The sequence below is a fragment of the Pantoea phytobeneficialis genome (assembly GCF_009728735.1).
In the GTDB taxonomy this organism is placed as follows: Bacteria; Pseudomonadota; Gammaproteobacteria; order Enterobacterales; family Enterobacteriaceae; genus Pantoea; species Pantoea phytobeneficialis.
The window spans coordinates 1,829,025-1,853,914 of record NZ_CP024636.1; the positions used below are offsets into that span (position 1 = coordinate 1,829,025).

A 24,890-nucleotide genomic window follows, 5' to 3' on the forward strand; every position below is an offset into this window, starting at 1 on the left:
TGTGGTACCGGTGGAAAAAACGTCCGGGAGCTCAGTCAGGGGGCGTGCGCGGATGTCAAAAACAGGCCCGGCAGACGTAAGGGCGAAACTGTATATGGCGGCGATCGTAGCGATCAGGTGGAATGCCCCGGCGAAGGCGCTGTACCAGAGGCTAATCGCGAAGGGCAAAGCCAGCAAGGCCGCGCCTGGAGCGGTGATGCGCAAGCTGGTTCATCAGTGCTTCGGGGTGCTGAAAACGCGGATGAAGTGGGATGAAAATTACGCAGCTACCGCTTGACGTTCAAGACGGTAGCTACGGACAGTGAACTAAAAAATGCGCCTGAAAAGGCGCATTTTTTTTACTGTCAATTTTTTTGGTTATAAAACTCTGTAATCAACATAAATGGCAGAGTTTTAGTTTGTAAAGACGCTTAAACGCCCTCAGAAACTCAGAGGCGTGGTCGATAACAGGGGGAGCCGAAACACTTTTTTGGAGAACCCATGTTAAAACGAATCAATGTAGTGACCAGCCTGATCACCGTCTTGTTGGTCTTTGGTGCTTTGCAGTTAATTTCGGGCGGCCTGTTCTGGTCAGCCTTACAAAAAGATAAGGAGGCATTTGCGGTCGCACAGGTGTCTACCAACAATGTTGCGGCGATGAGCGATGCGTGGATTGAACTCAACCAAACCCGTACGGTGCTGAACCGCGCGATGTTACGTATGCAAGGCAGCATGGCGGCACAAACCAATGGCGGCCAGTTGGCGGCACTGATTGCACAGACGGAAAAGCAGCTCAAGGCAGCCGATGGCTATTTCCAGCGTTATTACAATTTGCCAGCCACACCGGGGTTTCCGGTTGAGCTGCGTGACCGACTGGAGGCGGATTATGCTGCCTATGACAACGGTCTGAAAGCGATGCTGGAGCGCCTGAAGGCCGATGACCTGCAAGGCATGTTTGCGCAGAACATCGAGGCCAAACAGGTGGTGATGAAGGGGACCTATGAAGCCTGGCGTACTAAACAGAGTGAGCTGGCGGCGGCAGGTGTTGCGCAGAATGAACGCGCCTTCAACACCATGATGTGGTTGCTTGGCAGCATGGTGGTGGTGGTGCTCGCGGTCATCATCGGCTGTTGGTTTGGCCTGCGTAGCGTGTTGATTCAGCCGTTACAACAGCTGCTGACGCACATTCGCCATATTGCGGCGGGTGATTTGACCCAGCCGATTAAGGTGGAAGGTCGCAACGAGATGAGCCAACTGGCGGAAGGACTACTGGAGATGCAGCAGGAGCTGGTGCGCACCGTCAGCAACGTGCGCGACGGTTCCGACGCCATCTTTACCGGTGCCAGCGAGATTTCTGCTGGCAACAACGATCTGTCGGCGCGCACTGAAGAACAGGCGGCCTCGCTGGAGCAGACCGCCGCCAGCATGGAGCAGCTGACCGCCACGGTGAAACAGAATGCCGAGAATGCGCGTCAGGCTTCGCAGCTGGCACTCAGCGCCTCAGAAACCGCGCAGAAAGGCGGCACGGTGGTGGATGGCGTGGTACGCACCATGCAGGATATCGCCGGCAGTTCGAAGAAGATCGCCGATATTATCAGCGTGATTGACGGTATCGCCTTCCAGACCAACATCCTGGCCCTGAATGCGGCGGTGGAAGCCGCGCGTGCCGGAGAACAGGGTCGTGGTTTTGCCGTGGTGGCCGGTGAAGTGCGCAGTCTGGCCCAGCGTAGCGCCCAGGCGGCGAAGGAGATCAAGGGACTGATTGAGGACTCGGTCAATCGCGTNAATACCGGTTCCACGCTGGTCGGCACCGCCGGGGAAACCATGAGCGATATCGTCAATGCGGTGACGCGCGTGACGGACATCATGGGCGAGATTGCNTCGGCGTCNGACGAGCAGAGCCGGGGTATCGACCAGGTCGGCCAGGCGGTGACCGAGATGGACCGCGTAACGCAGCAGAACGCCTCGCTGGTGGAGGAGTCGGCGGCGGCGGCAGCGTCGCTGGAGGAGCAGGCGAGTCGCTTAAGCCAGTCGGTGTCGGTGTTTAAAATCCCGCGTGCGCAGGCCGTTGCCGCCGTGACGCGTCACCCGCAGATTGCGCCGAAGCTGCTGGATACACCGCGTAAAGCGGTGACCGCGCCAGTCAGCGACAGCAACTGGGAAACCTTCTAACCCCCGCACTGACTGACAGGCATATACGGAGCGGCGCGATAAATCGTGCCGCTACGATAAGTGCCAGTGGACAGACTCAGCTGGTCCAACCCCTTCTATCCAACATAAAGATCACCCCCTGGACGCCGATAACAGAAGCGATCCGCCAACCAATGAGGTGTTTATGTTTAGTCGTGTTCGTGTCGTTTCCGGCCTGCTGTGTGTGCTGGCGCTGTTTGCCTTACTACAGCTGTTTTCCGGAGGGATGTTTTTTCAAACGGTGAAAGCCGATAAGGATAATTTTGCCTACAACCAGCGCCTCAGTACCTTGCAGCGGGCGATGGGCACCTCATGGGTTTCGTTGGTTCAGGCGCGCAACACGCTGAACCGTGCCGGAATCCGTTATCTGCTGGACACTCAGCAGGCTGGTTCGGGTGCTACCGTGAAAGAATTGGTGGCATTGGCCAGTGAGGAACTGAAAGTGGCCGATCAAGGGTTTGCTGAATTTAACGCCAACCTGTCTGAAAAGGGTAAAACGGCAGAAAACGTGCTGACGCTTCAGGCGAATTACAACGCTTATCACGGCGCGTTGCAGGAACTGATCGATTTTCTCAATACCGGTAACTTCAAAGGATTTGTCGACCAGCCCACTCAAGGGTTCCAGGACAAATTTGCTAAGGATTACAACGCCTGGCTGAGTTACAACAAAATTCTCGCCCTGCGCGGCATTGATGACAACCTGGCTGCCTATCACAAGTCAGTCTGGCTGATTGTCGCCATGCTGGTGGTGACGCTGGTGTTGATCGCCCTGGTGTGGAGCGGGATGCGTACTGCGTTGATCCGCCCGCTGACGCAGAGCATCGAACATATCCGCCATATTGCGCGCGGCGATCTGACGCAGCAGGTTGAGGTTAATGTGCGCAACGAAATGGGTGAGCTGCTGAGTTCTCTGCAACATATGCAGCAGGAACTGGCCCGCACCGTCCGTACCGTGCGTGATGGATCTGACGCCATTTATACCGGTGCCAGCGAAATCGCGATGGGCAACAACGATCTCTCCTCACGTACCGAGCAGCAGGCGGCATCACTGGAGCAGACTGCCGCCAGCATGGAGCAGCTGACTGCCACCGTCAAACAGAACGCCGAAAATGCCCGTCAGGCCTCACAGCTGGCGCTAACTGCGTCAGAAACTGCCCAGCAGGGCGGCAAAGTGGTGGATGGCGTGGTCACCACCATGAAAGAGATTGCCGGTAGCTCGAAGAAGATTGCGGATATCACCAGCGTGATTGATGGCATCGCCTTCCAGACCAACATTCTCGCGTTGAACGCGGCGGTGGAAGCCGCCCGTGCCGGGGAGCAGGGACGTGGTTTTGCGGTGGTCGCCGGTGAGGTGCGCAGTCTGGCACAGCGCAGCGCCCAGGCGGCGAAAGAGATCAAAGGTTTGATCGAGGACTCGGTCAGCCGTGTTGATACCGGCTCGGTGCTGGTGGAAAGCGCGGGTGAGACCATGACCAACATCGTCAATGCGGTCACGCGCGTGACCGACATCATGGGTGAGATTGCCTCTGCGTCGGACGAACAGAGCCGGGGTATCGACCAGGTGGGTCTGGCGGTTAACGAGATGGATCGCGTTACGCAACAAAACGCCGCGCTGGTGGAAGAGTCAGCGACTGCGGCGGCGGCACTGGAAGATCAGGCCAGCCGACTGAAACAATCGGTGGCGGTGTTCAATATCGGTAAAGAATTTGTCGCCCAGGCCGTTAACGTAACTACAGCGCCAAAATTATTGCGTCCGGCTGCCTCTAAAGCACTGGCACAACCGGCAGGCGCCCGCGCTGACGATAACTGGGAAACCTTTTAAACCTGTGGCCGTGGCAACACGGCCCCTGTACCTGGGTGCGCACTGGCAGCACAGTAGCAACCGCAGTAATCACAATTTAATCAGTTTGTTGCCGGGTGACCTGAGATGAAGAAATCGACGTTAATGGATCAAAATGAAGCGACCTCGCTGCTTACGCAGATGGTGCAGCGCCTGCCGCTTTCTGATGCGCACTTTCGTCGTATCAGTCAGCTGATCTATCAGCGAGCAGGCATCGTGCTGGCCGACCATAAACGCGAGATGGTTTACAACCGTCTGGTACGTCGCCTGCGGATGCTGAACATTGATGATTTTGGCCGTTATCTGGCGCTGCTGGAGCAGGATCCTAACAGCGCCGAGTGGCAGGCATTTATTAATGCCCTGACCACCAACCTGACGTCTTTTTTCCGTGAGGCGCACCATTTTCCTATCCTGGCCGATCATGCGCGGAAGCGCAGTGGTAGCTACAACGTGTGGTGTGCTGCGGCGTCCACCGGCGAAGAACCTTATTCGATCGCCATGACGCTGGCAGAAACGCTGGGTAGCGGGCCGGGGAAGTTTCAGGTCCATGCCAGCGATATCGATACACAGGTGCTGGAAAAAGCGGTTGCAGGCGTTTATCGCCAGGAAGAGTTGCGCACGCTGTCGCAATCGCAGTTGCAGCGCTTTTTCCTGCGTGGCACAGGCCCGCATGAAGGGATGGTGCGGGTGCGTTCGGAACTGTCGAGCCAGGTCAGCTATGCCCAGCTCAATTTGCTGGCGAATGACTGGTCGCTGCCTGGCCCCTTCGACGCGATCTTTTGTCGCAACGTGATGATCTATTTCGATAAAGAGACGCAGGAGCAAATCCTGCGCCGTTTTGTTCCCCTGCTGAAGCCAGGCGGCGTGCTGTTTGCCGGGCATTCAGAGAACTTCAGCCAGATCAGTAAAGAGTTCTGGCTGCGTGGACAGACAGTCTATGGACTGACCAAGGAAAGACGATGAGCAAAATCACCGTGATGTGCGTGGATGACTCTGCGCTGATGCGGCAGTTGATGACCGAAATCATCAACAGCCATCCTGATATGGAGATGGTTGCGACTGCACCGGACCCGCTGGTGGCGCGTGACCTAATCAAGCAGTACAACCCGCAAGTGCTGACGCTGGATGTGGAAATGCCGCGCATGGACGGCCTCGATTTTCTCGAAAAGCTCATGCGTCTGCGTCCGATGCCGGTGGTGATGGTGTCATCCCTCACCGGGAAAGGTTCCGAGATCACCCTGCGGGCGCTCGAATTAGGGGCGGTGGACTTTGTCACCAAGCCGCAACTCGGTATCCGTGAAGGCATGTTGGCTTATAGCCAAATGATCGCCGACAAAATCCGCGCCGCGGCACGGGCTAAATTGCACGTTCGTACCGCCACGGCGGTACCAGCCACGTTGAAAGCGGTGCCGTTACTGAGCAGTGAAAAGCTGATTGCCATTGGTTCCTCAACCGGCGGCACCGAGGCGATTCGCCATGTGCTCCAGCCGCTGCCCGCGACCAGCCCGGCGCTGCTGATTACCCAGCATATGCCACCGGGATTCACCCGATCGTTTGCTGAGCGGTTGAATAAGCTGTGCCAGATCACCGTGAAAGAGGCGGAAGACGGCGAACGTATTCTGCCCGGCCATGCCTATATCGCGCCGGGTGCGATGCATATGGAGCTGGCACGTAGCGGCGCCAACTACGTGGTGAAGATTAACGACGCACCGCCTGTCAATCGTCATAAGCCGTCAGTGGACGTGCTGTTCCGATCGGTGGCGGTCAACGCCGGACGAAATGCAGTGGGCGTGATTCTGACCGGGATGGGGAACGACGGCGCGGCCGGGATGCTGGAAATGCATCGCGCGGGTGCCTGGACCATCGCGCAGGATGAAGCCAGTTGCGTGGTATTTGGCATGCCGCGCGAGGCGATTGCACTCGGCGGTGCCAGCGAAGTGGTCGATTTGGGCCACATCAGCCAGCACATGCTGGCGAAAATTAGCGCCGGACAGGCATTGCGAATTTAACAGGCCCGTCCTGCCGGGCGAGACAACACAGGAGTAGATATGGCTGATAAAAATATGCGCTTTTTGGTGGTGGACGATTTCAATACGATGCGTCGTATCGTTCGCAACCTGTTAAAAGAGCTGGGATTCAATAACGTTGAAGAGGCAGAAGACGGTGCTGATGCACTGACGAAACTGCGCGCAGGCGGCTTTGACTTTGTGATTTCCGACTGGAACATGCCCAACATGGACGGTCTGGAACTGCTGCAAACCATCCGTGCCGACGCCACGCTGGGCAAACTGCCGGTATTGATGGTCACCGCGGAAGCGAAGAAAGAGAACATCATCGCGGCGGCGCAGGCCGGGGCCAGCGGATATGTGGTGAAGCCGTTTACTGCGGCCACACTGGAAGAAAAATTGGGCAAGATCTTCGAAAAACTGGGTATGTAAGGAGATGTGATGAGCGACCTTCCGAAACCAACAGAAGAAGTCTCGGCACAGGATATCATTTCCCGCATTGGTTCGCTGACGCGCATGCTGCGTGACAGCCTGCGCGAGCTGGGGCTGGATCAGGCGATTGCAGAAGCGGCGGAAGCGATTCCTGATGCGCGTGACCGTCTGGATTATGTGGTGCAGATGACAGCGCAGGCCGCTGACCGTGCGTTGAACTGCGTTGAAGCGGCGCAGCCGCACCAGGACAAAATGGAAGCCGGGGCCAACCAGCTGAAAGGTCGCTGGGATGCCTGGTTTGAAAACCCAATTGAGCTGGCGGATGCTCGCGAGTTGGTTACGGATACGCGCGAATTCCTCTCCGCCGTACCCGAGCACACTGCGTTTACCAATAAGCAGCTGCTGGAAATCATGATGGCGCAGGACTTCCAGGATCTGACCGGTCAGGTGATCAAGCGCATGATGGATGTGATCCAGGAAATTGAGCGCCAACTGTTGATGGTGCTGCTGGAAAACATGCCAGAAGTGAGTGCCGAGCAGCGTAAGCAAAGCACCAGCCTGCTGAATGGTCCGCAAATCCATTCGGACGCGCCGGGTGTGGTAGCAAACCAGGATCAGGTGGACGATCTGCTGGATAGTTTAGGGTTTTAATTAACCGGGTCGCTTTCGACAGCGACCTTTCTGCTATGCGTAGCGGCGCGATTTATCGCGCAAATGTTTTGGCGCGTTTACCGGTACCCGCGCGATAAATCGCGCCGCTACGATCACATTGCCCGGCGTTGTGCCACGGCCAGTGGGGCAACCAACACCTGTACCCCCAATGCTTCAAACGCGGCAATCTGTGCGGGGGTAATGCCGCTATCTGTTATCAGATAGTGAATATGGCTCCAGTCACAGGGCAGGGCGAACATCGATACCTTGTCGATCTTACTTGAATCCGCCACGACATAAACGGTGCTGGCTGAGTTAATCATCGCCATCTTCACCTTGATGTCCGTCTCACTGGGAAAACTCAAGCCCAGGCGGGGTGAGATACAGGCGGTGGCAAGAAACAACTTTTCTGCCAGGACATTCTCAAAAAACGAAGCGGCCTTCTCTCCCGATGTTGATAACGTCGGAAATTTAAAGGTGCCGCCGGTCAGTAAGATATTGATACCCGGCTCTCCGCCCAACTTCAGTGCGATATTCACCGCCGTGGTAATCACCGACAGACGACGGATATGCCCGATCGCCTCAGCAATCGCCGTAGTGGTGGTGCCGGAATCGAAAATCACCGTATCGCCGTTTTCCACATAATGTGCCGCGAGACGGCCAATCGCCTCTTTCTCTTCCAGATGCGTCTGACGCTCCAGCAGCAGTGCGCCGGTATTCTGCTTGCCAGTCATGAGCGTGGCACCGCCGTGGTAGCGTTGCACATGCCCGGCCTTCTGCAACATACGCAGATCGGTCCGGATGGTCGCTTCGGTTAAGCCAAAGGTTTCTGTCAGCGCTTTTACGGTGACCGTGCCGTCTTCACGGATCATCTCCAGGATCTTATCACGGCGCTGTTGCATATCGGCCAGCTGCTCAGTTTTGCTTTTCAATCGAAACGCTCCCTTTTTCCAATCACGGTCTGATCTCTGCAAAAAGAAACCCGAGCTGATTTTACTCTGCGCGTGTGGGATTTGCGAGATGGCTCGCGCACATATGTATTTTCGAACGAAAATGAAGTTGAGTTATGAGATTGATTTCGCAGAAAGGCGATAGCGTCTTTATCCATGCCTGTTTTTTGCATAATAAATAATTATTATTTAATTCAGTAAGATAATAAATATTCCAGCAATTTGTATGAAATTTGATCTCACCCACAAACCGTTAACAAACGATAGCTTATATTTTTGTTCGAAAATGAGTGGCGTAAGTCACAACCCGACCAACCATAACCAGAGCCATCGACAAACAACCAAGGAGAGTGAGGATGAGTGGGGAATATGATGTCAATCTGCGCTACGGCGTGAACACCGATCTTGATCTGACCGGCAAAGTGGCGGTGGTGACGGGCGGTCTCGGCGGTATCGCGATGGCAACGAATGCCATGCTGCTGGAGAAAGGAGCCCGGCTGGCGCTACTTTACCCGCCCTTCGAAAGTGACAAAGTTGCCAGCGTCAGCAGCCAGTTTGATGCCGGTCGCGTGTTGTTGGTCTGCTGTGATGTTACCGATCCTGCCTCGGTGGAAGAGGCGTTCGCGACCGTGGAGCAGCATTACGGCCAACTCGATATCCTGGTGAACTGCGCGGGCTACGTCATGTTGCAGCCGGTACTGGAAACCGATTTTGCCGAATGGCAGAAGCAGATCGCCGTCAACCTCACCGGGCCTTTCCTTTGTTCACAGGCGGCGGGCAAACGCATGGTGCGTGCGGGTAAGGGCGGCAAAATTATTAATATCGCCTCACAAGCGGCGTCCATCGCCATTGATAACCATGTGGCCTACACCTCAGCCAAAGCCGGTCTGCTGGGAATGACCAAAGTGATGGCGAAAGAGTTCGCCCCGCATCGCATCAACGTCAACACCCTGTCACCGACGGTGGTGCTGACGCCAATGGGGGAAAAAGCCTGGCGTGGTGAGAAAGGGGAAAAAATGAAAACCCTGATCCCGCTGGGGCGTTTTGCCTACACCGACGAAATCGCTGCGGCCGTGCTGTTTTTTGCCAGCAACGGCAGCGACATGATCACCGGTGCCGATCTGATGATCGACGGTGGTTTCACCATTTGGTAATTCCGCGCCTGCACCAGAGAAGGCGACACCCTGCAAATGTAATAATTACAAAGAGAGACATCACCATGAAAACCCGTACCCTGCTGTTTACTGCTCTTGCCGGTTGCCTGGTTTCGCATGCCAGCCTCGCGGCGGATAAAGGCACCATCATGATTTTGGTGAATTCACTGGATAACCCTTATTACGCATCTGAAGCCAAAGGGGCCAACCTTAAGGCGCAGGCGCTTGGTTACAAAACCACCGTGCTATCGCATGGTGAAGATGTGAAAAAGCAGAGTGAACTGATCGATGCCGCTATCGGTAAAAAAGTGCAGGGTATCGTGTTGGATAACGCCGACTCCACCGCCAGCGTGGCCGCGATTAAAAAGGCCAAAGATGCCGGTATTCCGGTGGTGCTGATTAACCGTGAAATTCCAGTGGATGATGTGGCGTTGGTGCAGATTACCCACAATAACTTCCAGGCCGGTTCTGATGTTGCCAACGTGTTTGTCGAGAAGATGGGTGAAAAAGGCAAATACGCTGAACTGACCTGTAATCTCGCAGATAACAACTGCGTTACCCGCTCTAAATCCTTCCATCAGGTGCTTGACCAATACCCGGATATGCAAAGCGTGGCACGCCAGGATGCCAAAGGCACCCTGATTGACGGCAAACGCATTATGGACAGCATCTTGCAGGCGCACCCGGATGTGAAAGGGGTGATTTGTGGCAACGGTCCGGTAGCGCTGGGGGCCATCGCTGCGCTGAAAGCGGCAGGGCGTAACGATGTCATCGTGGTGGGCATTGACGGCAGCAACGATGAGCGCGATGCGGTGGAAGCGGGTTCATTAAAAGCCACCGTGATGTTACAGGCACAGGCGATTGCGGCAGAAGGGGTGACGGATCTTGATAACTATATCCAGAAGGGCGCGAAACCCGAGAAACAACGTGTGATGTTCCGCGGCATTCTGATCACGCCGGACAATGCGAAAAACGTGCAGGATTTTAATTACAAATCTTAATTACGTACAGGTGCGCCCGCGTGCCGGGCGCCAGGGAGAATGTGATGTACAGACGACTCTGGCTACTGCTTCCTGTCGTGATCCTCAGCGGTTGCCGCATTGTGTCGCAGCAGGAGCTGGCCGACCTGAAAAATCCCCCCAATCCGCAGATGGCGAATATCCCACAAACGTGGCAGCAGAAGCTGGTGCCACAGGTGGCGCATGAGGCTAAGCCCCTTGCGCAATTGATGAAAGAATTGCAGTCGGCGAAGGATTTTGACGCTGCCTGTAAAACTTATGGTTATCGCAGCCAGGAAGAGAACCCCTGTGTATTCAGCGTCAGCGTACAGGGGGAGGTGACGGCGGTGAACACCACCTCGCGCAGTGGAAAAATGACGGTGAAAGACAGTTCCGGTGAAGAGGTCACGGTGCAGATGGGGCCGATTATTCGCGGCACCGCCTTGCGTGATGTGTATAAAGGCGCCAGCTATCAGGATTTCAATGATCAGGTGCTGTTTGGTGACTATGGACGGGCCATCAACCAGCAGGCCTCGAACATGATGCAGGGGTTTAAACCGCAGGTGGGCGATAAAGTGGCGCTGGCTGGCGTGTTCAGCAGCTGGGATATTCCGCAACAGGCCCCGGATATCACCCCGGCGCAAATCACCCGGCAATAAGGAGATGGCGATGCAAAATCTTCAGCCCGCCGAACAGTCGGATGTGATTATCGAAACCCGTAATGTTTCGCGCATTTATCCAGGCGTCACCGCCCTGGACCAGGTCAATTATCGCGTTTATCGCAATAAGGTGAACGTGTTAATTGGCGAAAACGGGGCGGGTAAATCCACCATGATGAAAATGCTGGCGGGGGTGGAAACACCCTCCTCTGGCGAAATCTTGCTGGATGGTCAACCGGTTTCGCTGCACTCCACCCATCAGGCCGAACAACACGGCATCAGCATTATCTTTCAGGAGCTGAACCTGTTCCCGAATATGAATGTGATGGACAACATCTTTATCGCCAACGAGTTTCTCCAGCGTGGGGTGATCAACGAAAAATATCAGTACGCGCTGGCGAAATCGCTGCTGGAGCGGCTGGAGCTGGATGTCGATCCCTATGCCCCATTGGGGGAACTGGGCATTGGGCATCAGCAGTTGGTGGAGATTGCCCGTGCACTGTCGAAAGATACGCGGGTGCTGATTATGGATGAGCCGACCAGCGCGCTCAGTCAGTCGGAAGTGAAGGTGCTGTTCAACGTGATTGAACAGCTGAAGCGACGCGGTGTGACCATCATCTATATCTCACATCGGCTGGAGGAGCTGATGGAGATTGGCGACCATATCACCATTTTTCGTGATGGGCGTTTTATCAGCGAGCGTGAAGTTCGTGATGCGTCAATCCCGTGGATCATCGAGCAGATGGTGGGTGATAAGAAAAAGCATTTTGATTACCAGCCAGCCCCCCAGGGCGACACGGTACTGAATGTTAGCGGTTTGACGGCGCTGCATCAGAACGGTGGCTACAAGCTGAACGACGTCTCATTTTCGCTACGTAAAGGTGAGGTGATCGGTATCTACGGTCTGCTGGGCGCCGGGCGCACCGAATTGTTTAAGGGGCTGATTGGCATGATGCATTGCCAGTCGGGTAGCGTCAGCCTGAACGGGGAAATCCTCGACCGGCAAAATTTCCAGCAGCGGCTGAAAAAAGGCATCACCCTGGTGCCGGAAGATCGCCAGACCGAAGGTGTGGTGCAACTGATGTCGATCACCGCCAACATGACGCTGACGGAACTCAGCCTGCGCGGTTTTCGTCGTGCGCTGCGTCTGCTCAGCCCGCAAAAGGAGCAGCGGCGGGTGGATGAAATGATCGGCCATCTGGCGATTAAAGTCAGCGACCCCGAACTGCCAATTACCTCACTCAGCGGCGGTAACCAGCAGAAAGTGGTACTGGGCAAAGCATTGATGACCGGTCCCCAGGTGGTGCTGTTGGATGAACCGACACGCGGCATTGATGTTGGGGCAAAAACCGATGTGTACCACCTGATTGGCAACCTGGCGCAGCAAGGGCTGGCGGTGATGTTCTCCTCTTCCGAACTGGATGAGGTGATGGCGCTGGCAGACCGCATTCTGGTGATGGCCGATGGCCGCATCACCGCCGATCTGCCACGACGTGAAGCGACCAGGGAAGCCCTGATCAGCGCTTCGACACCGCATGACTGAGCCTTCCGGAGAAAATCATGAATCAGAAATATTTGCTTTATATGTATCTGCTGAAGGCGCGTACCTTTATTGCCTTATTAATTGTCATCAGCTTTTTCAGCCTGATGGTGCCGAACTTTCTGACCACCTCCAACCTGCTGATCATGACCCAACATGTGGCGATTACCGGTTTATTGGCCATCGGCATGACGCTGGTGATCCTGACGGGGGGTATCGATCTGTCGGTGGGGGCGGTCGCCGGGATTTGTGGCATGGTGGCCGGGGCGTTACTCACTAATGGCCTGCCATTGTGGGGCGGCAACGTGATGTTCTTCAACGTACCGGAGGTGATTCTGGTGGTGGCGCTGTTTGGCGTGCTGCTGGGATTGATAAATGGCACGGTCGTGACGCGTCTGGGTGTGGCTCCCTTTATCTGCACCCTCGGCATGATGTATGTCGCACGCGGATCGGCGTTGTTGTTCAACGACGGCAGCACTTACGCCAATCTGGTGGGGATGCCCGCGTTAGGTAATACCGGTTTTGCGTTGCTCGGTTCCGGCACGGTGTTGGGTATTTACATCCCTATCTGGCTGATGGTGGGCTTTCTGCTGCTTGGCCTCTATCTGACTCGCAAGACCCCCCTTGGGCGCTATATCTATGCCACTGGCGGCAACGAATCCGCTGCACGCCTGGCGGGTGTGCCGATCATTAAAGTAAAGGTGTTTGTTTACGCTTTCTCCGGCCTGTGTGCGGCGCTGGTGGGATTGGTGGTGGCTTCACAGCTGCAAACCGCACATCCGATGACCGGCAATATGTTTGAGATGGATGCGATTGGTGCCACGGTGTTGGGGGGAACGGCGCTGGCGGGGGGGCGTGGCCGGGTATCTGGCTCGATTATCGGGGCATTTGTCATCGTATTTCTGGCCGATGGCATGGTGATGATGGGGGTCAGTGATTTCTGGCAAATGGTGATCAAAGGCCTGGTGATTGTCACGGCGGTGGTGATTGATCAGTTCCAGCAAAAATTACAAAGCAAGGTGGTGCTGCTGCGCAGGCATGAAAAAAAGCAGCAATCAGCCGCCCTGTCTGAAGTCACACACGGATAACAGGAGGCAATATGACGCGCGATTTTAGTGGAAAGACAGTGGTGATTACCGGTGCCTGTCGTGGCATTGGTGCGGGCATTGCCGCGCGATTTGCGCGCGACGGTGCGCGGCTGGTCATGGTGTCGAATGCAGAACGGGTGTTTGCCACGGCGAAGCAGTTAACGCAGCAGTACGGTAGCGAGATCCTGGCACTTCAGGTGGACGTCACTGACGAGGCGCAGGTACAACAGCTTTATCAGCAGGCGGCAGAACGCTTTGGCAGTATTGATGTATCCATTCAGAATGCGGGTGTCATCACCATTGATCGCTTTGACACCATGCCTAAAAGTGATTTCGAAAAGATTTTGGCGGTGAATACGACCGGCGTTTGGTTGTGCTGTCGCGAGGCCGCGAAATATATGGTGAAGCAGGGGGGCGGTAGTTTGATCAACACCTCATCCGGCCAGGGGCGACAGGGGTTTATCTACACCCCGCATTATGCCGCCAGCAAGATGGGGGTGATAGGTATCACGCAAAGTCTGGCGCTGGAACTGGCACCCTGGCACATCACCGTTAACGCTTTTTGTCCGGGCATCATTGAAAGCGAGATGTGGGATTACAACGACCGGGTGTGGGGCGAAATCCTCAGCAATGAAAGGAAACAATACGGTAAAGGCGAGTTGATGGCCGAATGGGTGGAGAATATTCCGCTGAAGCGTGCCGGGCAACCGGAGGATGTCGCCGGGCTGGTGGCCTTTCTCGCGTCTGATGATGCGCGCTACATCACCGGGCAAACCATTAACGTCGATGGCGGTTTGATTTTTTCTTAAACGTACGTGCAGGTTGCCAGCAATGGCAGCCTGCGCGATAAATCGCGCCGCTACGAATCCAGCAACACCAAAATTCACCGGCAGTATCCACCCATAGCCGTAATCAGACTGCATGAGGCTGCGAAAACGCAGGAATATGTTAAGGTAAAAAGAAGTGACTTTGTGATGGACCTCTGATTTTTACCTGAACTGAACCCTGATTTTGCCCATGCTACCTGCTGTTTTATTGTCCTTATCCCAACGTTTCGTCCTCGGTGCGATAGCACTGCTCTCCGTGATGCCTGCCGTTCAGGCGTTCACCCGCGAGGCTGCGATCTCTGACACGCCATTCAGCGATGCAACGCGTTTTCAAAAAATGGCCGCGGCACTCCCCGCGCTGGGTTACCAAAGCGACAGCAGCAATTTCTCCCAAAGGCTGGCCGATATGGCCAAAAGCATTGGTGAAGCCAGTGAAAGTAGCAGCGACACGACCTTTGGTCATCAGGCCGGGATCTGGGCGTTTAATCATTTTCGTGAAGAGGTGGCACAGCGGGTGTCGAGCGAAGGGGAGTCGTTACTTTCCCCCTATGGCAACGCGCAAATCGATTTTGCTGTTGATATGAACGGCAGTTTCACCGGGAGTGGGGCTGAATTGCTCACCCCGTGGGCTGACCGCAATCGCTACCTTACCTTCAGCCAACTGGGATTTCATCAAACCGATGATGGGTTGGTGGGTAATGCCGGGCTGGGCCAGCGTTGGGTTGCCGGTAACTGGCTGCTGGGTTACAACGCCTTTGTTGACCATATGTTTACCAGTCGCTTGCAGCGCGGCTCCCTGGGCACCGAGGCCTGGGCGGATTATCTGCGTTTTTCAGCCAATTACTATTATCCGTTATCCGGCTGGCATAATGGCGACTCCACGCAGCAACAGCGTATGGCTCGCGGCTATGATTTCACCACTCAGGGTTATCTGCCATTTTATCGCCAGCTGGGCGTTTCCGTCAGTTGGGAGCAGTATCTGGGGCAGGATGTTGATCTGTTTAATTCCGGTACCCTTTATCACAATCCATCGGCGCTTACCTTCGGGTTGTCCTACACCCCGGTGCCGCTGGTCACCGTTTCCGCCAGCCACAAAACCAGCAGTGAAGGGGAGAGCCAGGATCAGTTCGGACTGCGCCTCAACTATCGCTTTGGTGTGGCATTAAGTCAGCAACTGAGCGCCGATAACGTGGCGGCAGCCCGCTCACTGCGCGGCAGTCGCTATGATACGGTGACGCGCAACTACACGCCGGTGTTGGAATATCGCCAGCGCAAAACGTTGACGGTTTTTCTCGCGACGCCACCGTGGCAATTGAATGCGGGGGAAAGCCTGCCATTGAAACTGCAAATTCGCGCTGCCAATGCCATTACGGGAGTGAGCTGGCAGGGTGATACTCAGGCGCTGAGCCTGACGCCACCTGCCAATAATCAGGATCCCCAGGGCTGGAGCATTATTATGCCTGCATGGGATAGCACGCCGGGTGCCAGCAACAGCTATCGCCTCGCGGTTACGTTAGCAGACAGCAAGCAACAGCGTGTGACGTCAAACTGGATTACCTTGCAGGTTGAGCAACCGTTTGAAATGGAGTCGGCGAGCGATAACCGGTTTGACCTGTTGGAGCCGTAGCCAGAGCAAAGAAAAGGGCAGCTTTCGCTGCCCTTTTAGCATCCGGTTGACACAGGCCGGATGTGCAATGAGGGTAAACGCCCTTAGAACTGGTACACCAGACCCACAACAGTGATGTCGTCGGTCGCCAGACCCAGCGGGTTGTTGTCCTTCAACAGGTTGATGCGGTATTCCGCATAAGTGGACATGTTTTTGTTGAAGTAGTAAGTGGCACCAATTGAGGTGTACTTCACGATATCCGCATCACCGATGCTTTCAATGTCTTTACCTTTGGAAGAGACATAAGCCACAGACGGACGGAAACCGTTCAGGAACTGGTACTGCGCAACGGCTTCGAAGTTGACAGCTTTGTTAGCAAAGCCACCAGAGATCGGCGTAGCGTTCATGGTCTGACCATACATGGTCGCCAGGTAAATCTGGTTAGCATCATATTTGATTGCGGTAGCCCAGTGCTGCGCTTTGTCACCGTGACCACGGGTGGCGGCGTTCTGGGTTTCAGTACGATCCAGGCTGGCGTAACTACCCACCACGCTCAGACCGAAGTCGAAATCGTACGAGGTCGACAGGGCGAAACCGTCGCCGTTAGAACGACGTACTGCGATGTCGGAGTAGCTGGTGCGGTCGTTTTTGCCTTCGTACTGCGCAGCAATATTCCAGCCTTTCACCAGACCGAAGAAATCTTTGTTACGCCAGGTCAGCACGCCAGTTGAACGGCCAGACAGGAAGGCGTCAGTGTAACCAGAGTCACCGCCGAAGAATGGCAGCATGTCGGTGTAGCCCAGAGCATCGTAAACCAGCCCATAGTTGCGGCCGTAATCCAGTGAACCGAACTCACCGTATTTCAGACCGGCGTAGCCCAGACGGGTACGGTTACCGGTTTGTGAATCAGAACCACCTTCAGAGCGGCTCAGGCTGTACTGGTACTGCCAGAAACCATAGCCGGTCAGCTGGTCAGTGATTTTGGTTTCGCCTTTGAAGCCCAGACGGGTGTAAGAGGACGTTTCACCATCGTTGCTGCTGTCATCGGAAAACAGGTGTGAAACGTTAATTTTGCCGACCAGGTCGAGTTTGTTGCCATCTTTGTTATAGATTTCGGCGGCCTGAGCCGTAGAAAGTCCCAGCAGTAACGGCATTACTGCTGCCAGTAAAGTGCGCTTCATCATTTAATTTTTTACCCTGTGTTATTTTTTAATTGTTGCCCTGCAATGGGGCGAAATGAAAATGACACAAAAGGTTAAAGATCGAAAGTGCAATAAATGTAACTAAATATTTCTAGTTGGCTTTTTGTGCGAAATTTAATCTTCAATTCCATTATGTGGGATTGTTTATTGTTTTTACTTATCTCTAATCATGACGCTGTTAACATTAAATTAATATATAACTAAATGATTTTATTTGTTTATATGTTTTTTGATTATTTGTGTCTAATAGGTTTTTTGATGCTCGTAAATAGCACAAGCCTATGTGTTTTTGTTCAATAACAAATACGCTGAGCCTGATAATAATTAGTATGATCACTTTTTCTATAAACATACTGTTTCTGGTTATTTCTAAAATTATAATAACCTTAGTCACTAACATTATTAGGTTCATACGGAGAAGAGTAGTGGCGAAATAAAACGCAAAGGTGTTATTTATTTGTTGGCTTTTGTATTAAAAATGACCATTCCGTGTGGTTATTTCCACGCACCACTATCGCACTTTTGTGCACTGTTATGGTTCAGTCTGAACCATTTTGGTGCTTGCACTGCGTCATTCTGGCGAAATATTTCCTCGGCGATCACAAAAGCAATATTTCATTTTGTGAATGCATAAATCCGCTTAAGAATTCTCTGACATATAGACGCCATCAGACGGTTATTCACTTTTTATGCAGTTAAAGTGAATAGGTGCTGGTGTTAACTCATTGATATTTCGTTGGTGAAACCCGTTTATGCATTTTTTCCGCTGGCTGGCACGGTTACTGCAATATACAGTTAAGCTGAAAGTCACCGGTTTTTAACAATTTTAAAACAAAGGCTTCACCTGGTGTGGAGCAGGAGAAAGGGCTATGTCACTGCAGGTTTCACGTCACGATTTCGATCAATGGATGATGCCGGTTTATGCACCCGCTGCGTTTGTACCGGTGCGTGCCGAAGGTTCAACGCTTTGGGATCAGCAGGGCAAAGATTACATCGATTTTGCCGGAGGAATTGCTGTCAATGCTCTCGGGCATGCGCATCCGGCGTTGCAACAGGCGTTGCAGGAACAGGCCAGCAAACTGTGGCATACCGGTAACGGTTACACCAATGAACCGATTTTGCGCCTGGCGAAGCAATTGATCGACGCGACTTTTGCAGACCGGGTGTTTTTCTGTAACTCCGGTGCCGAAGCCAACGAGGCGGCACTCAAGCTGGCACGCAAAGTGGCACATGATCGCTTTGGCGCGGAGAAAAGTGGCATCGTCGCCTTTAATAACGCCTTCCACGGACGCACGCTGTTTACCGTCACCGCCGGGGGACAGCCTGCGTATTCCCGCGATTTTGCCCCGTTACCGCCTGATATCCAGCATGCCCCTTTTAATGATCTGGAAGCTGCGGCAGCCATGATCAATGACCACACTTGCGCGGTGATTGTTGAACCGATTCAGGGCGAAGGTGGTGTGGTACCGGCTGACCCGGCTTTCCTGCGCGGTCTGCGCGCACTGTGTGATAAGCATCATGCAGTACTGATCTTTGATGAAGTGCAAAGTGGCATGGGGCGTACCGGTTCCCTGTATGCCTATATGCATTACGGCGTGACTCCGGATGTCCTCACCACCGCGAAAGCGCTGGGAGGTGGCTTCCCGATTGGTGCCATGCTGACACGCGAAGATCTGGCGCTGGTAATGGGTGTCGGTACGCACGGTACCACCTACGGCGGTAACCCGCTGGCTGGTGCTGTCGGTGGCAAAGTGGTGGAGTTGATAAACCAGCCTGCGTTTATGGCCGGGGTTGCGGAACGCCATCAGTGGTTCGTCACGGCGCTGGAGGAACTGAATCAGCGTCTGCCGTTATTTAAAGAGATTCGCGGTCTGGGTCTGCTGATTGGTGCCGTGCTGAATGATGATTTTGCTGGTAAAGCCAAGCAGTTTAACCTCGCTGCGGCGGAAGAGGGCGTGATGGTACTGATTGCCGGTGCCAACGTGGTGCGCTTTGCCCCGGCGTTGAATATCAGCGAACAGGAAGCCAAAGAAGGTTTGGCGCGTTTCGCCCGTGCCTGTGAACGCGTGCTCAAAGGAGCAGCATCATGATGGTAATCCGCCCCGTCGAACGTGACGACCTTGCGCAGTTGCTGTCGCTGGCGGGCAAAACCGGTGGCGGCCTGACGTCGCTACCGGCGGATAGCACGACCTTGCAGGCGCGTATCGAACGTTCCTTGCAGACCTGGCAGGGGGCGCTGCCGCGTGCCGAGCAGGGGTATGTGTTTGTGCTGGCTGACAGCGAAGACAATCGTGCGGTGGGCATTTGTGCCATCGAAGTTGCGGTCGGTTTGCAGGATCCCTGGTACAACTTCCGTGTTGGCACTCAGGTGCATGCATCGAAAGAGCTGAATGTCTATGCCAGTCTGCCGACGCTGTCGCTGAGTAACGACCACACCGGCAGCAGTGAGTTGTGCACGCTGTTTCTCGATCCCGACTATCGCGATGGTAAGAATGGCTATCTGCTGTCCAAATCGCGTTTTTTGTTTATGGCTAATTTCCGCGATCGCTTTATGAAACATGTGGTTGCGGAGATGCGAGGCGTCAGCGATGACCAGGGCCATTCTCCTTTCTGGGACAGCGTTGGCAGTCGCTTCTTTTCGATGGAGTTCAGCAAGGCTGATTTCCTGAGTGGCACCGGTCAGAAAGCCTTTATCGCCGAACTGATGCCCAAACATCCGTTATATATCCATTACCTGAGTGAAGAAGCGCAAAAAGTGATTGGCGTGGTGCATCCGAAAACTGCGCCCGCCCGCGCAGTGCTGGAAGCCGAAGGGTTTCGTTACCTCAACTATGTCGACATTTTCGACGGCGGTCCGACGCTGGAGTGTGAAATTGACCGCATCCGCGCCATTCGTAAAAGTCAGTTGCTGACGGCGGTGGCCGGTGAAGCCAGTGAAGAGTGGCCGCTGTGTCTGGTGGCTAACCTCGATTATCAACAGTTTCGCGTGGCGCTGCTGCCGGTGGATATCGCTTCCGGTCGCGTGCGCCTCAACGACAGTCAGCGTGATGCGCTGAGCTGTGCTTATGGCGACAACCTGCGTGTGGTCACGTTGGGTCGCGAGGAGAAAAAAGCATGACGCATTTTATTAACGGTCAATGGCTGACCGGCGGCGCTGAAGCCTTTAGCAAACAAAATCCGGTCAGCGGTGAAACCCTGTGGCAGGGCAAATCCGCGTCAGCTTCACAGGTTGCTGCGGCCTGTGAAGCGGCGCGCGCCGCATTTCCACACTGGGCACGTAAGCCTTTTGCCGAGCGCCAGGCGTTGGTGGAAGCCTTTGGACGTCAGTTGGACGCGCATAAAAATGAACTGGCTGAGACGATCGCTCGTGAAACCGGTAAACCTCGTTGGGAAACGCTGACTGAAGTGCAGGCGATGATCAACAAAATCGCCATTTCGATAAAGGCATACCATACCCGCACCGGCGAAACGGCGGAGGGAGAAAGCTCGCTACGTCACCGGCCACACGGCGTGCTGGCGGTCTTCGGTCCGTATAACTTTCCGGGCCATCTACCGAACGGCCATATCGTACCTGCCTTGCTGGCGGGTAACTGCGTGGTGTTTAAACCAAGCGAACTCACGCCGATGACGGCGGAAAAAACCGTGCAACTGTGGCAAAAAGCCGGTATCCCCGCCGGGGTACTTGGCCTGGTACAGGGCGGTCGCGATACCGGCCAGGCGCTGGCGGCGGAAACCCAGATTGATGGCCTGCTGTTTACCGGCAGTGCGGCAACCGGTTATCACCTGCATCGGCAATTTGCCGGGCAGCCGGAAAAAATGCTGGCACTGGAGATGGGCGGCAACAACGCTTTGATCGTCGAAAATCCGGCGGATATTGATGGCGCGGTGCATATCGCTATCCAGTCAGCGTTTATTACTGCCGGGCAGCGCTGTACCTGTGCCCGTCGTTTGCTGGTGAAACGGGGGGCGGCGGGCGATGCCTTTTTACAGCGTCTGGTCGAGGTCAGTGCCCGCTTGCAACCTGCGGCCTGGAATGCCGAGCCTCAACCCTTTATGGGTAGCGTGATCTCCCCAACCGCTGCCGGGCAGATTTTTGCCGCCTGGCAAAAGCGTGTGGATTTGGGAGGCAACGTGTTGCTGGGGATGCACTGGCCCGATCGCGACAGCGCCATCATTACGCCGGGTATCATTGATATGACAGAGGTGCGTGCGTTACCGGATGAAGAAGTGTTCGGCCCGCTGTTGCAGGTGGTGCGCTATGACAACTTTGAACAGGCGATTCGCCTGGCGAATCAGACGCGCTATGGCCTCTCTTGTGGCTTGATTTCACCTGATCGCGCGCAGTTCGATCAGTTATTGCTGGAAGCCCGCGCGGGTATCGTTAACTGGAATAAACCGCTGACCGGCGCGGCCAGTTCCGCACCGTTTGGTGGCATTGGTGCCTCCGGTAACCATCGCGCCAGCGCCTGGTATGCGGCGGATTATTGTGCCTGGCCGATGGCCTCGCTGGAGAGCCCCAGTCTTGATCTGCCGGGCACGCTGTCGCCAGGTCTTGATTTCTCTGCGGCGGGGGCGGCGAAATGAAAGCCTTTGAAGCCAACTTTGACGGCCTGGTGGGGCTGACGCACCATTACGCCGGATTATCCTTCGGCAACGAAGCCTCGACACGCAACCAGTTGCAGCCCTCCAACCCGCGTCTCGCGGCGAAGCAGGGGCTGCTGAAGATGAAAGCACTGGCCGATATGGGCTATGTGCAAGGGGTGATTCCGCCACACGAACGTCCCAATCTGCCACTGCTGCGGCAGTTGGGTTTTAGCGGCAGTGATGAACAGGTGCTGGCACAGGCAGCGAAACAGGCACCACAACTGCTGTCGGCCGCCAGTTCCGCTTCGGCGATGTGGGTAGCGAACGCTGCCACCGTCTCACCGTCTGCCGACAGCGCCGATGGGCGTGTGCATTTTACCGTGGCTAACCTCAACAACAAATTCCATCGCGCCATTGAAGCGCCGGAAACCGCCGATTTGTTGCGTGCTATCTTCCGCGATCCGCAGCATTTCAGCGTCCATGATGCGTTGCCGCAGGTGGCGCTGTTTGGCGATGAGGGGGCGGCTAACCATAACCGTTTCGGCGCGGATTACGGTGATGCCGGGGTGCAGTTGTTTGTTTATGGTCGTGAGGGCAAGTCATCAGGCACAGAACCGGCGCGCTATCCGGCACGCCAGACGCGAGAGGCCAGTGAGGCGGTGGCGCGTTTGCATCAGCTGCATCAGGAACGCACGGTCTATGCCCAACAGAACCCGGCGGTTATCGATCAGGGCGTGTTCCATAACGATGTTATCGCGGTGAGTAACCAGCAGGTGTTCTTCTGTCATGAGGACGCCTTTGTCAATCAGCCCCAATTGCTGGCAGATTTGCAGACGCGAATTCCCGGCTTTTGCGCGATTGAAGTGCCGCGCAATAAGGTTTCGGTCGCCGATGCGGTCAATACTTACCTGTTTAACAGCCAGCTGTTGCAACGGACCGATGGCGGCATGCTGCTGGTGTTGCCGGAGGAGTCACGCCAGCATAGCGGCGTATGGCGTTATCTGAGTGAACTGGTGGAGAGCGGTGGGCCGATTCGTGAACTGAAGGTGTTTGACCTGCGCGAGAGTATGTACAACGGCGGGGGCCCGGCTTGTTTACGGTTACGTGTGGTACTGACGGAAGCGGAGCGTCAGGCGTTGAATCCGGCGGTATTGATGAATGACCGCCTGTTTGGCGTCCTCAATGACTGGGTCGACCGCCATTATCGCGATCGCTTAACCCAGGCGGATTTGGCCGATCCGCAATTGCTACGTGAAGGGCGCTACGCACTGGATGAACTGACACAGCTGCTAGACTTAGGCTCTGTCTACGCATTTCAGCGCTGACGCCGGGGGCGCATATGTCGCCCCTTGATTTACGTAAGGAGAAAGAATGCAGGACTTTTTACAACAAACATTGTCTGGTCGGGTGCCACTGGAGCGTCAGGGGCAAAACGCCCACCTCAGTTGGCAGTGGCTGGACGAGGGCATTCTGTCCTTAACCCCGCATACCCCAACGTCGCAGGCGCTGGTGTTGTCGGCGGGGATCCACGGTAATGAAACCGCGCCTGTTGAGATCCTGAACCTGCTACTGACGCCCTTGCTGCGCGGCGAAAAACCGCTGGCGGTACGTCTGCTGGTGCTGTTGGGTAATCCGCAGGCATTACGCAGCGGCAAACGTTATCAGCAATATGATATCAATCGTCTGTTTGGTGGCCGCTGGCAGCAGGTGTCTGATGTGGCGGAGGCACGGCGTGCATTGCGGCTGGAGCAGGCGTTGGAAACCTTCTGGCACACCTGCCTGACGACTGAAACACGCTGGCATCTCGATTTGCATACCGCGATCCGTGGTTCTTACCATACCCGCTTTGGCGTGATGCCCCTCAATCAACGTCCGTGGCCGCAGGATTTTATGCACTGGCTGGCGGTCGCAGGGCTGGAAGCGTTGGTATTCCATCGTTCTCCCGGCGGTACCTTTACCCATTTCAGTTGCGAACATTATGCCGCCGCCAGTTGTACCCTGGAGCTGGGTAAGGCGCTGCCGTTTGGTGAGAACGATCTGACTCAATTCAGCGCGGCATATCAGGCGCTGGCGGCGTTGTTATATGGAGGCGCACTGCCAGAGGTACAGGCGCAGCCCCGCCATTATCAAGTTGCGCAACAAATCACCCGGCATGGCGAAGACTTTGTGCTGCATATGGGTGCGGAAACCCTCAACTTCACCGCTTTTCCCCAAGGGACGTTGTTGGCGGAAGAGGGAGATACCCGTTACTACGTGCAGCAGGCACGCGAGTATGTCTTGTTTCCCAACCCGAATGTTGCAGCGGGATTGCGTGCCGGCTTGATGCTGGTGGAAGAGAATGAGCAAACCCAGGCGTTGACGTTATAACGACTGTCGTGGCGGCGCGATGTATCGCGCTGCTGCGCCGCAATTTATCCTTTCGTTACGCCGACAATACCGTTACACTCCTCCTTAATTCCTGCGTTTTTTGCCTTATTCGTCATACTCTTTTGCAATTCCTCACGCATTTCTTCTCATTCTCTCCATGATCGCCTGATATCTGTCTTTTATGCTTTCAGGGCTTTACTCAGCCTCTGAGTAGTTGACGTTCAGCGTCGTATGCTTGTTTCCGAAGACGCGACACAGGCTGTCGTCATGAAACTGATAAGTAAGGACAATATTATGCGTAAACTGACTTCCCTCTTCCTGGCTACCGCGATGGCTCTCGGTGCTGCCAATATCGTCCATGCTGCGGCAGACAATCTGACGCCACCGCCGGCCGGCAGCGAGAAACCAATGCATAAGCCGCCGATGCGTCATGGTGGTATGGACATGATGTTCAAAGGTCTGAACCTGACCGACGCCCAGAAAAAACAGATGCATGACATCATGCGTGAAAGCCACAAAGACTTTAAACGTCCGTCGCTGGAAGAGCGTCGCGCTAACCACGCGCTGATTGCCTCTGACACCTTCGACCGGGCGAAAGCCGAAGCGCAGGCAGAGAAAATGACGGCTAATGCCAAAGAGCGTGCTGTGGCGATGATGGAAACGCAGAACAAACTCTATAACGTGTTGACGCCGGAGCAGAAAAAGCAGTTCAACGCGAACTTTGAGAAACGTCTGACAGAGAAACGCCCGCACGATGGTAAGATGCCGCCACCACCGGCTGATGGCGAATAATTCGCATAGCCTGACGGTTTGAGAC

22 protein-coding genes are annotated in these 24,890 nt (G+C 55.0%); 20 read left to right on the forward strand and 2 right to left on the reverse strand.

Going from position 1 to position 24,890, the window contains the following annotated elements; genetic code table 11:
- From CTZ24_RS08515 to cheZ, 7 genes are all read left to right on the forward strand, one after another.
- The coding region (locus tag CTZ24_RS08515; RefSeq protein ID WP_208725302.1) for a transposase at positions 1–277 on the forward strand (277 nt) is incomplete at its 5' end.
- Between the two features lie 203 nt (positions 278–480).
- A complete protein-coding gene (locus CTZ24_RS08520; RefSeq protein ID WP_208725303.1) occupies positions 481–2,151 on the forward strand; it encodes a methyl-accepting chemotaxis protein in 1,671 nt (556 codons plus the stop codon).
- 163 nt (positions 2,152–2,314) lie between these two features.
- Positions 2,315–3,991 carry a methyl-accepting chemotaxis protein gene (locus CTZ24_RS08525; RefSeq protein WP_021185307.1) on the forward strand — a complete coding sequence of 559 codons (1,677 nt, stop codon included), beginning with the start codon at positions 2,315–2,317 and terminating at the stop codon, positions 3,989–3,991.
- Between the two features lie 105 nt (positions 3,992–4,096).
- A complete protein-coding gene (gene cheR, locus CTZ24_RS08530) occupies positions 4,097–4,972 on the forward strand; it encodes a protein-glutamate O-methyltransferase CheR (protein ID WP_208725304.1) in 876 nt (291 codons plus the stop codon).
- Positions 4,969–6,018, forward strand: coding sequence for a protein-glutamate methylesterase/protein-glutamine glutaminase (locus tag CTZ24_RS08535; RefSeq protein WP_021185305.1), 1,050 nt, complete (start codon positions 4,969–4,971; stop codon positions 6,016–6,018). Before cheR ends, CTZ24_RS08535 begins: the two co-directional genes overlap by 4 nt.
- 39 nt (positions 6,019–6,057) lie before the next feature.
- Positions 6,058–6,447 (forward strand): chemotaxis response regulator CheY, encoded by a 390-nt coding sequence (gene cheY, locus CTZ24_RS08540; RefSeq protein WP_013508787.1) that lies wholly within the window; start codon positions 6,058–6,060, stop codon positions 6,445–6,447.
- Between the two features lie 9 nt (positions 6,448–6,456).
- Positions 6,457–7,098: a protein phosphatase CheZ gene (cheZ, locus tag CTZ24_RS08545; RefSeq protein WP_021185304.1), complete on the forward strand. Its 642-nt coding sequence runs from the start codon at positions 6,457–6,459 to the stop codon at positions 7,096–7,098.
- A 113-nt stretch (positions 7,099–7,211) separates the two neighbouring features.
- Here cheZ and CTZ24_RS08550 read toward each other — a convergent pair whose 3' ends face one another.
- On the reverse strand, positions 7,212–8,030 hold the full coding sequence (locus CTZ24_RS08550) for a DeoR/GlpR family DNA-binding transcription regulator (RefSeq protein WP_013508789.1): 819 nt from the start codon (positions 8,028–8,030) through the stop codon (positions 7,212–7,214).
- 374 nt (positions 8,031–8,404) lie between these two features.
- Between CTZ24_RS08550 and CTZ24_RS08555 the strand changes: the two genes are divergently transcribed.
- The 7 genes from CTZ24_RS08555 (at position 8,405) to CTZ24_RS08585 (ending at position 15,941) form a co-directional block, all read left to right on the forward strand.
- Complete coding sequence (locus tag CTZ24_RS08555) at positions 8,405–9,202, forward strand: GolD/DthD family dehydrogenase (protein ID WP_208725305.1); 798 nt, start codon at positions 8,405–8,407, stop codon at positions 9,200–9,202.
- 65 nt (positions 9,203–9,267) lie between these two features.
- Positions 9,268–10,203 (forward strand): D-ribose ABC transporter substrate-binding protein, encoded by a 936-nt coding sequence (locus tag CTZ24_RS08560; protein WP_021185302.1) that lies wholly within the window; start codon positions 9,268–9,270, stop codon positions 10,201–10,203.
- A gap of 44 nt (positions 10,204–10,247) precedes the next feature.
- Positions 10,248–10,859 carry a DUF2291 family protein gene (locus CTZ24_RS08565; protein ID WP_021185301.1) on the forward strand — a complete coding sequence of 204 codons (612 nt, stop codon included), beginning with the start codon at positions 10,248–10,250 and terminating at the stop codon, positions 10,857–10,859.
- A 10-nt stretch (positions 10,860–10,869) separates the two neighbouring features.
- Positions 10,870–12,402 carry a sugar ABC transporter ATP-binding protein gene (locus CTZ24_RS08570; protein ID WP_208725306.1) on the forward strand — a complete coding sequence of 511 codons (1,533 nt, stop codon included), beginning with the start codon at positions 10,870–10,872 and terminating at the stop codon, positions 12,400–12,402.
- Positions 12,403–12,419: 17 nt separating this feature from the next.
- Positions 12,420–13,487, forward strand: a complete 1,068-nt coding sequence (locus CTZ24_RS08575) for an ABC transporter permease (protein WP_021185299.1) — start codon at positions 12,420–12,422, stop codon at positions 13,485–13,487.
- A gap of 11 nt (positions 13,488–13,498) precedes the next feature.
- Positions 13,499–14,296: a glucose 1-dehydrogenase gene (locus CTZ24_RS08580; RefSeq protein WP_208725307.1), complete on the forward strand. Its 798-nt coding sequence runs from the start codon at positions 13,499–13,501 to the stop codon at positions 14,294–14,296.
- Between the two features lie 208 nt (positions 14,297–14,504).
- Positions 14,505–15,941 (forward strand): YchO/YchP family invasin, encoded by a 1,437-nt coding sequence (locus CTZ24_RS08585; protein WP_208725308.1) that lies wholly within the window; start codon positions 14,505–14,507, stop codon positions 15,939–15,941.
- Between the two features lie 83 nt (positions 15,942–16,024).
- Here CTZ24_RS08585 and CTZ24_RS08590 read toward each other — a convergent pair whose 3' ends face one another.
- Positions 16,025–17,104, reverse strand: a complete 1,080-nt coding sequence (locus CTZ24_RS08590) for a porin (RefSeq protein ID WP_021185295.1) — start codon at positions 17,102–17,104, stop codon at positions 16,025–16,027.
- Between the two features lie 887 nt (positions 17,105–17,991).
- Here CTZ24_RS08590 and CTZ24_RS08595 point away from each other — a divergent pair.
- From CTZ24_RS08595 to spy, 6 genes are all read left to right on the forward strand, one after another.
- Complete coding sequence (locus tag CTZ24_RS08595) at positions 17,992–19,212, forward strand: aspartate aminotransferase family protein (RefSeq protein ID WP_021185294.1); 1,221 nt, start codon at positions 17,992–17,994, stop codon at positions 19,210–19,212.
- Positions 19,209–20,240, forward strand: a complete 1,032-nt coding sequence (gene astA / locus CTZ24_RS08600; RefSeq protein WP_208725309.1) for an arginine N-succinyltransferase — start codon at positions 19,209–19,211, stop codon at positions 20,238–20,240. Before CTZ24_RS08595 ends, astA begins: the two co-directional genes overlap by 4 nt.
- Positions 20,237–21,706 carry a succinylglutamate-semialdehyde dehydrogenase gene (gene astD / locus CTZ24_RS08605; RefSeq protein ID WP_036626960.1) on the forward strand — a complete coding sequence of 490 codons (1,470 nt, stop codon included), beginning with the start codon at positions 20,237–20,239 and terminating at the stop codon, positions 21,704–21,706. The genes astA and astD overlap by 4 nt, the downstream gene beginning before the upstream one ends.
- On the forward strand, positions 21,703–23,031 hold the full coding sequence (gene astB / locus CTZ24_RS08610; protein ID WP_208725310.1) for an N-succinylarginine dihydrolase: 1,329 nt from the start codon (positions 21,703–21,705) through the stop codon (positions 23,029–23,031). The genes astD and astB overlap by 4 nt, the downstream gene beginning before the upstream one ends.
- A gap of 46 nt (positions 23,032–23,077) precedes the next feature.
- Entirely contained in the window at positions 23,078–24,073 is a 996-nt protein-coding gene (gene astE / locus CTZ24_RS08615) for a succinylglutamate desuccinylase (protein ID WP_208725311.1), read from the forward strand.
- A 294-nt stretch (positions 24,074–24,367) separates the two neighbouring features.
- Positions 24,368–24,865, forward strand: a complete 498-nt coding sequence (gene spy, locus CTZ24_RS08620) for an ATP-independent periplasmic protein-refolding chaperone Spy (protein ID WP_208725312.1) — start codon at positions 24,368–24,370, stop codon at positions 24,863–24,865.
- The last annotated feature ends 25 nt before the right edge of the window (positions 24,866–24,890 follow it).

Coding starts and splice junctions, on each gene's coding strand:
- CTZ24_RS08555 (WP_208725305.1), top strand. CDS start 8,405: ATGAGTGGGGAATATGATGTCAATCTGCGCTACGGCGTGAACACCGAT.
- CTZ24_RS08570 (WP_208725306.1), top strand. CDS start 10,870: ATGCAAAATCTTCAGCCCGCCGAACAGTCGGATGTGATTATCGAAACC.
- cheR (WP_208725304.1), top strand. CDS start 4,097: ATGAAGAAATCGACGTTAATGGATCAAAATGAAGCGACCTCGCTGCTT.
- CTZ24_RS08565 (WP_021185301.1), top strand. CDS start 10,248: ATGTACAGACGACTCTGGCTACTGCTTCCTGTCGTGATCCTCAGCGGT.
- CTZ24_RS08585 (WP_208725308.1), top strand. CDS start 14,505: ATGCTACCTGCTGTTTTATTGTCCTTATCCCAACGTTTCGTCCTCGGT.
- astD (WP_036626960.1), top strand. CDS start 20,237: ATGACGCATTTTATTAACGGTCAATGGCTGACCGGCGGCGCTGAAGCC.
- CTZ24_RS08535 (WP_021185305.1), top strand. CDS start 4,969: ATGAGCAAAATCACCGTGATGTGCGTGGATGACTCTGCGCTGATGCGG.
- cheZ (WP_021185304.1), top strand. CDS start 6,457: ATGAGCGACCTTCCGAAACCAACAGAAGAAGTCTCGGCACAGGATATC.
- astA (WP_208725309.1), top strand. CDS start 19,209: ATGATGGTAATCCGCCCCGTCGAACGTGACGACCTTGCGCAGTTGCTG.
- astB (WP_208725310.1), top strand. CDS start 21,703: ATGAAAGCCTTTGAAGCCAACTTTGACGGCCTGGTGGGGCTGACGCAC.
- CTZ24_RS08595 (WP_021185294.1), top strand. CDS start 17,992: ATGTCACTGCAGGTTTCACGTCACGATTTCGATCAATGGATGATGCCG.
- CTZ24_RS08560 (WP_021185302.1), top strand. CDS start 9,268: ATGAAAACCCGTACCCTGCTGTTTACTGCTCTTGCCGGTTGCCTGGTT.
- CTZ24_RS08580 (WP_208725307.1), top strand. CDS start 13,499: ATGACGCGCGATTTTAGTGGAAAGACAGTGGTGATTACCGGTGCCTGT.
- CTZ24_RS08590 (WP_021185295.1), bottom strand. CDS start 17,104: ATGATGAAGCGCACTTTACTGGCAGCAGTAATGCCGTTACTGCTGGGA.
- astE (WP_208725311.1), top strand. CDS start 23,078: ATGCAGGACTTTTTACAACAAACATTGTCTGGTCGGGTGCCACTGGAG.
- CTZ24_RS08525 (WP_021185307.1), top strand. CDS start 2,315: ATGTTTAGTCGTGTTCGTGTCGTTTCCGGCCTGCTGTGTGTGCTGGCG.
- CTZ24_RS08575 (WP_021185299.1), top strand. CDS start 12,420: ATGAATCAGAAATATTTGCTTTATATGTATCTGCTGAAGGCGCGTACC.
- cheY (WP_013508787.1), top strand. CDS start 6,058: ATGGCTGATAAAAATATGCGCTTTTTGGTGGTGGACGATTTCAATACG.
- spy (WP_208725312.1), top strand. CDS start 24,368: ATGCGTAAACTGACTTCCCTCTTCCTGGCTACCGCGATGGCTCTCGGT.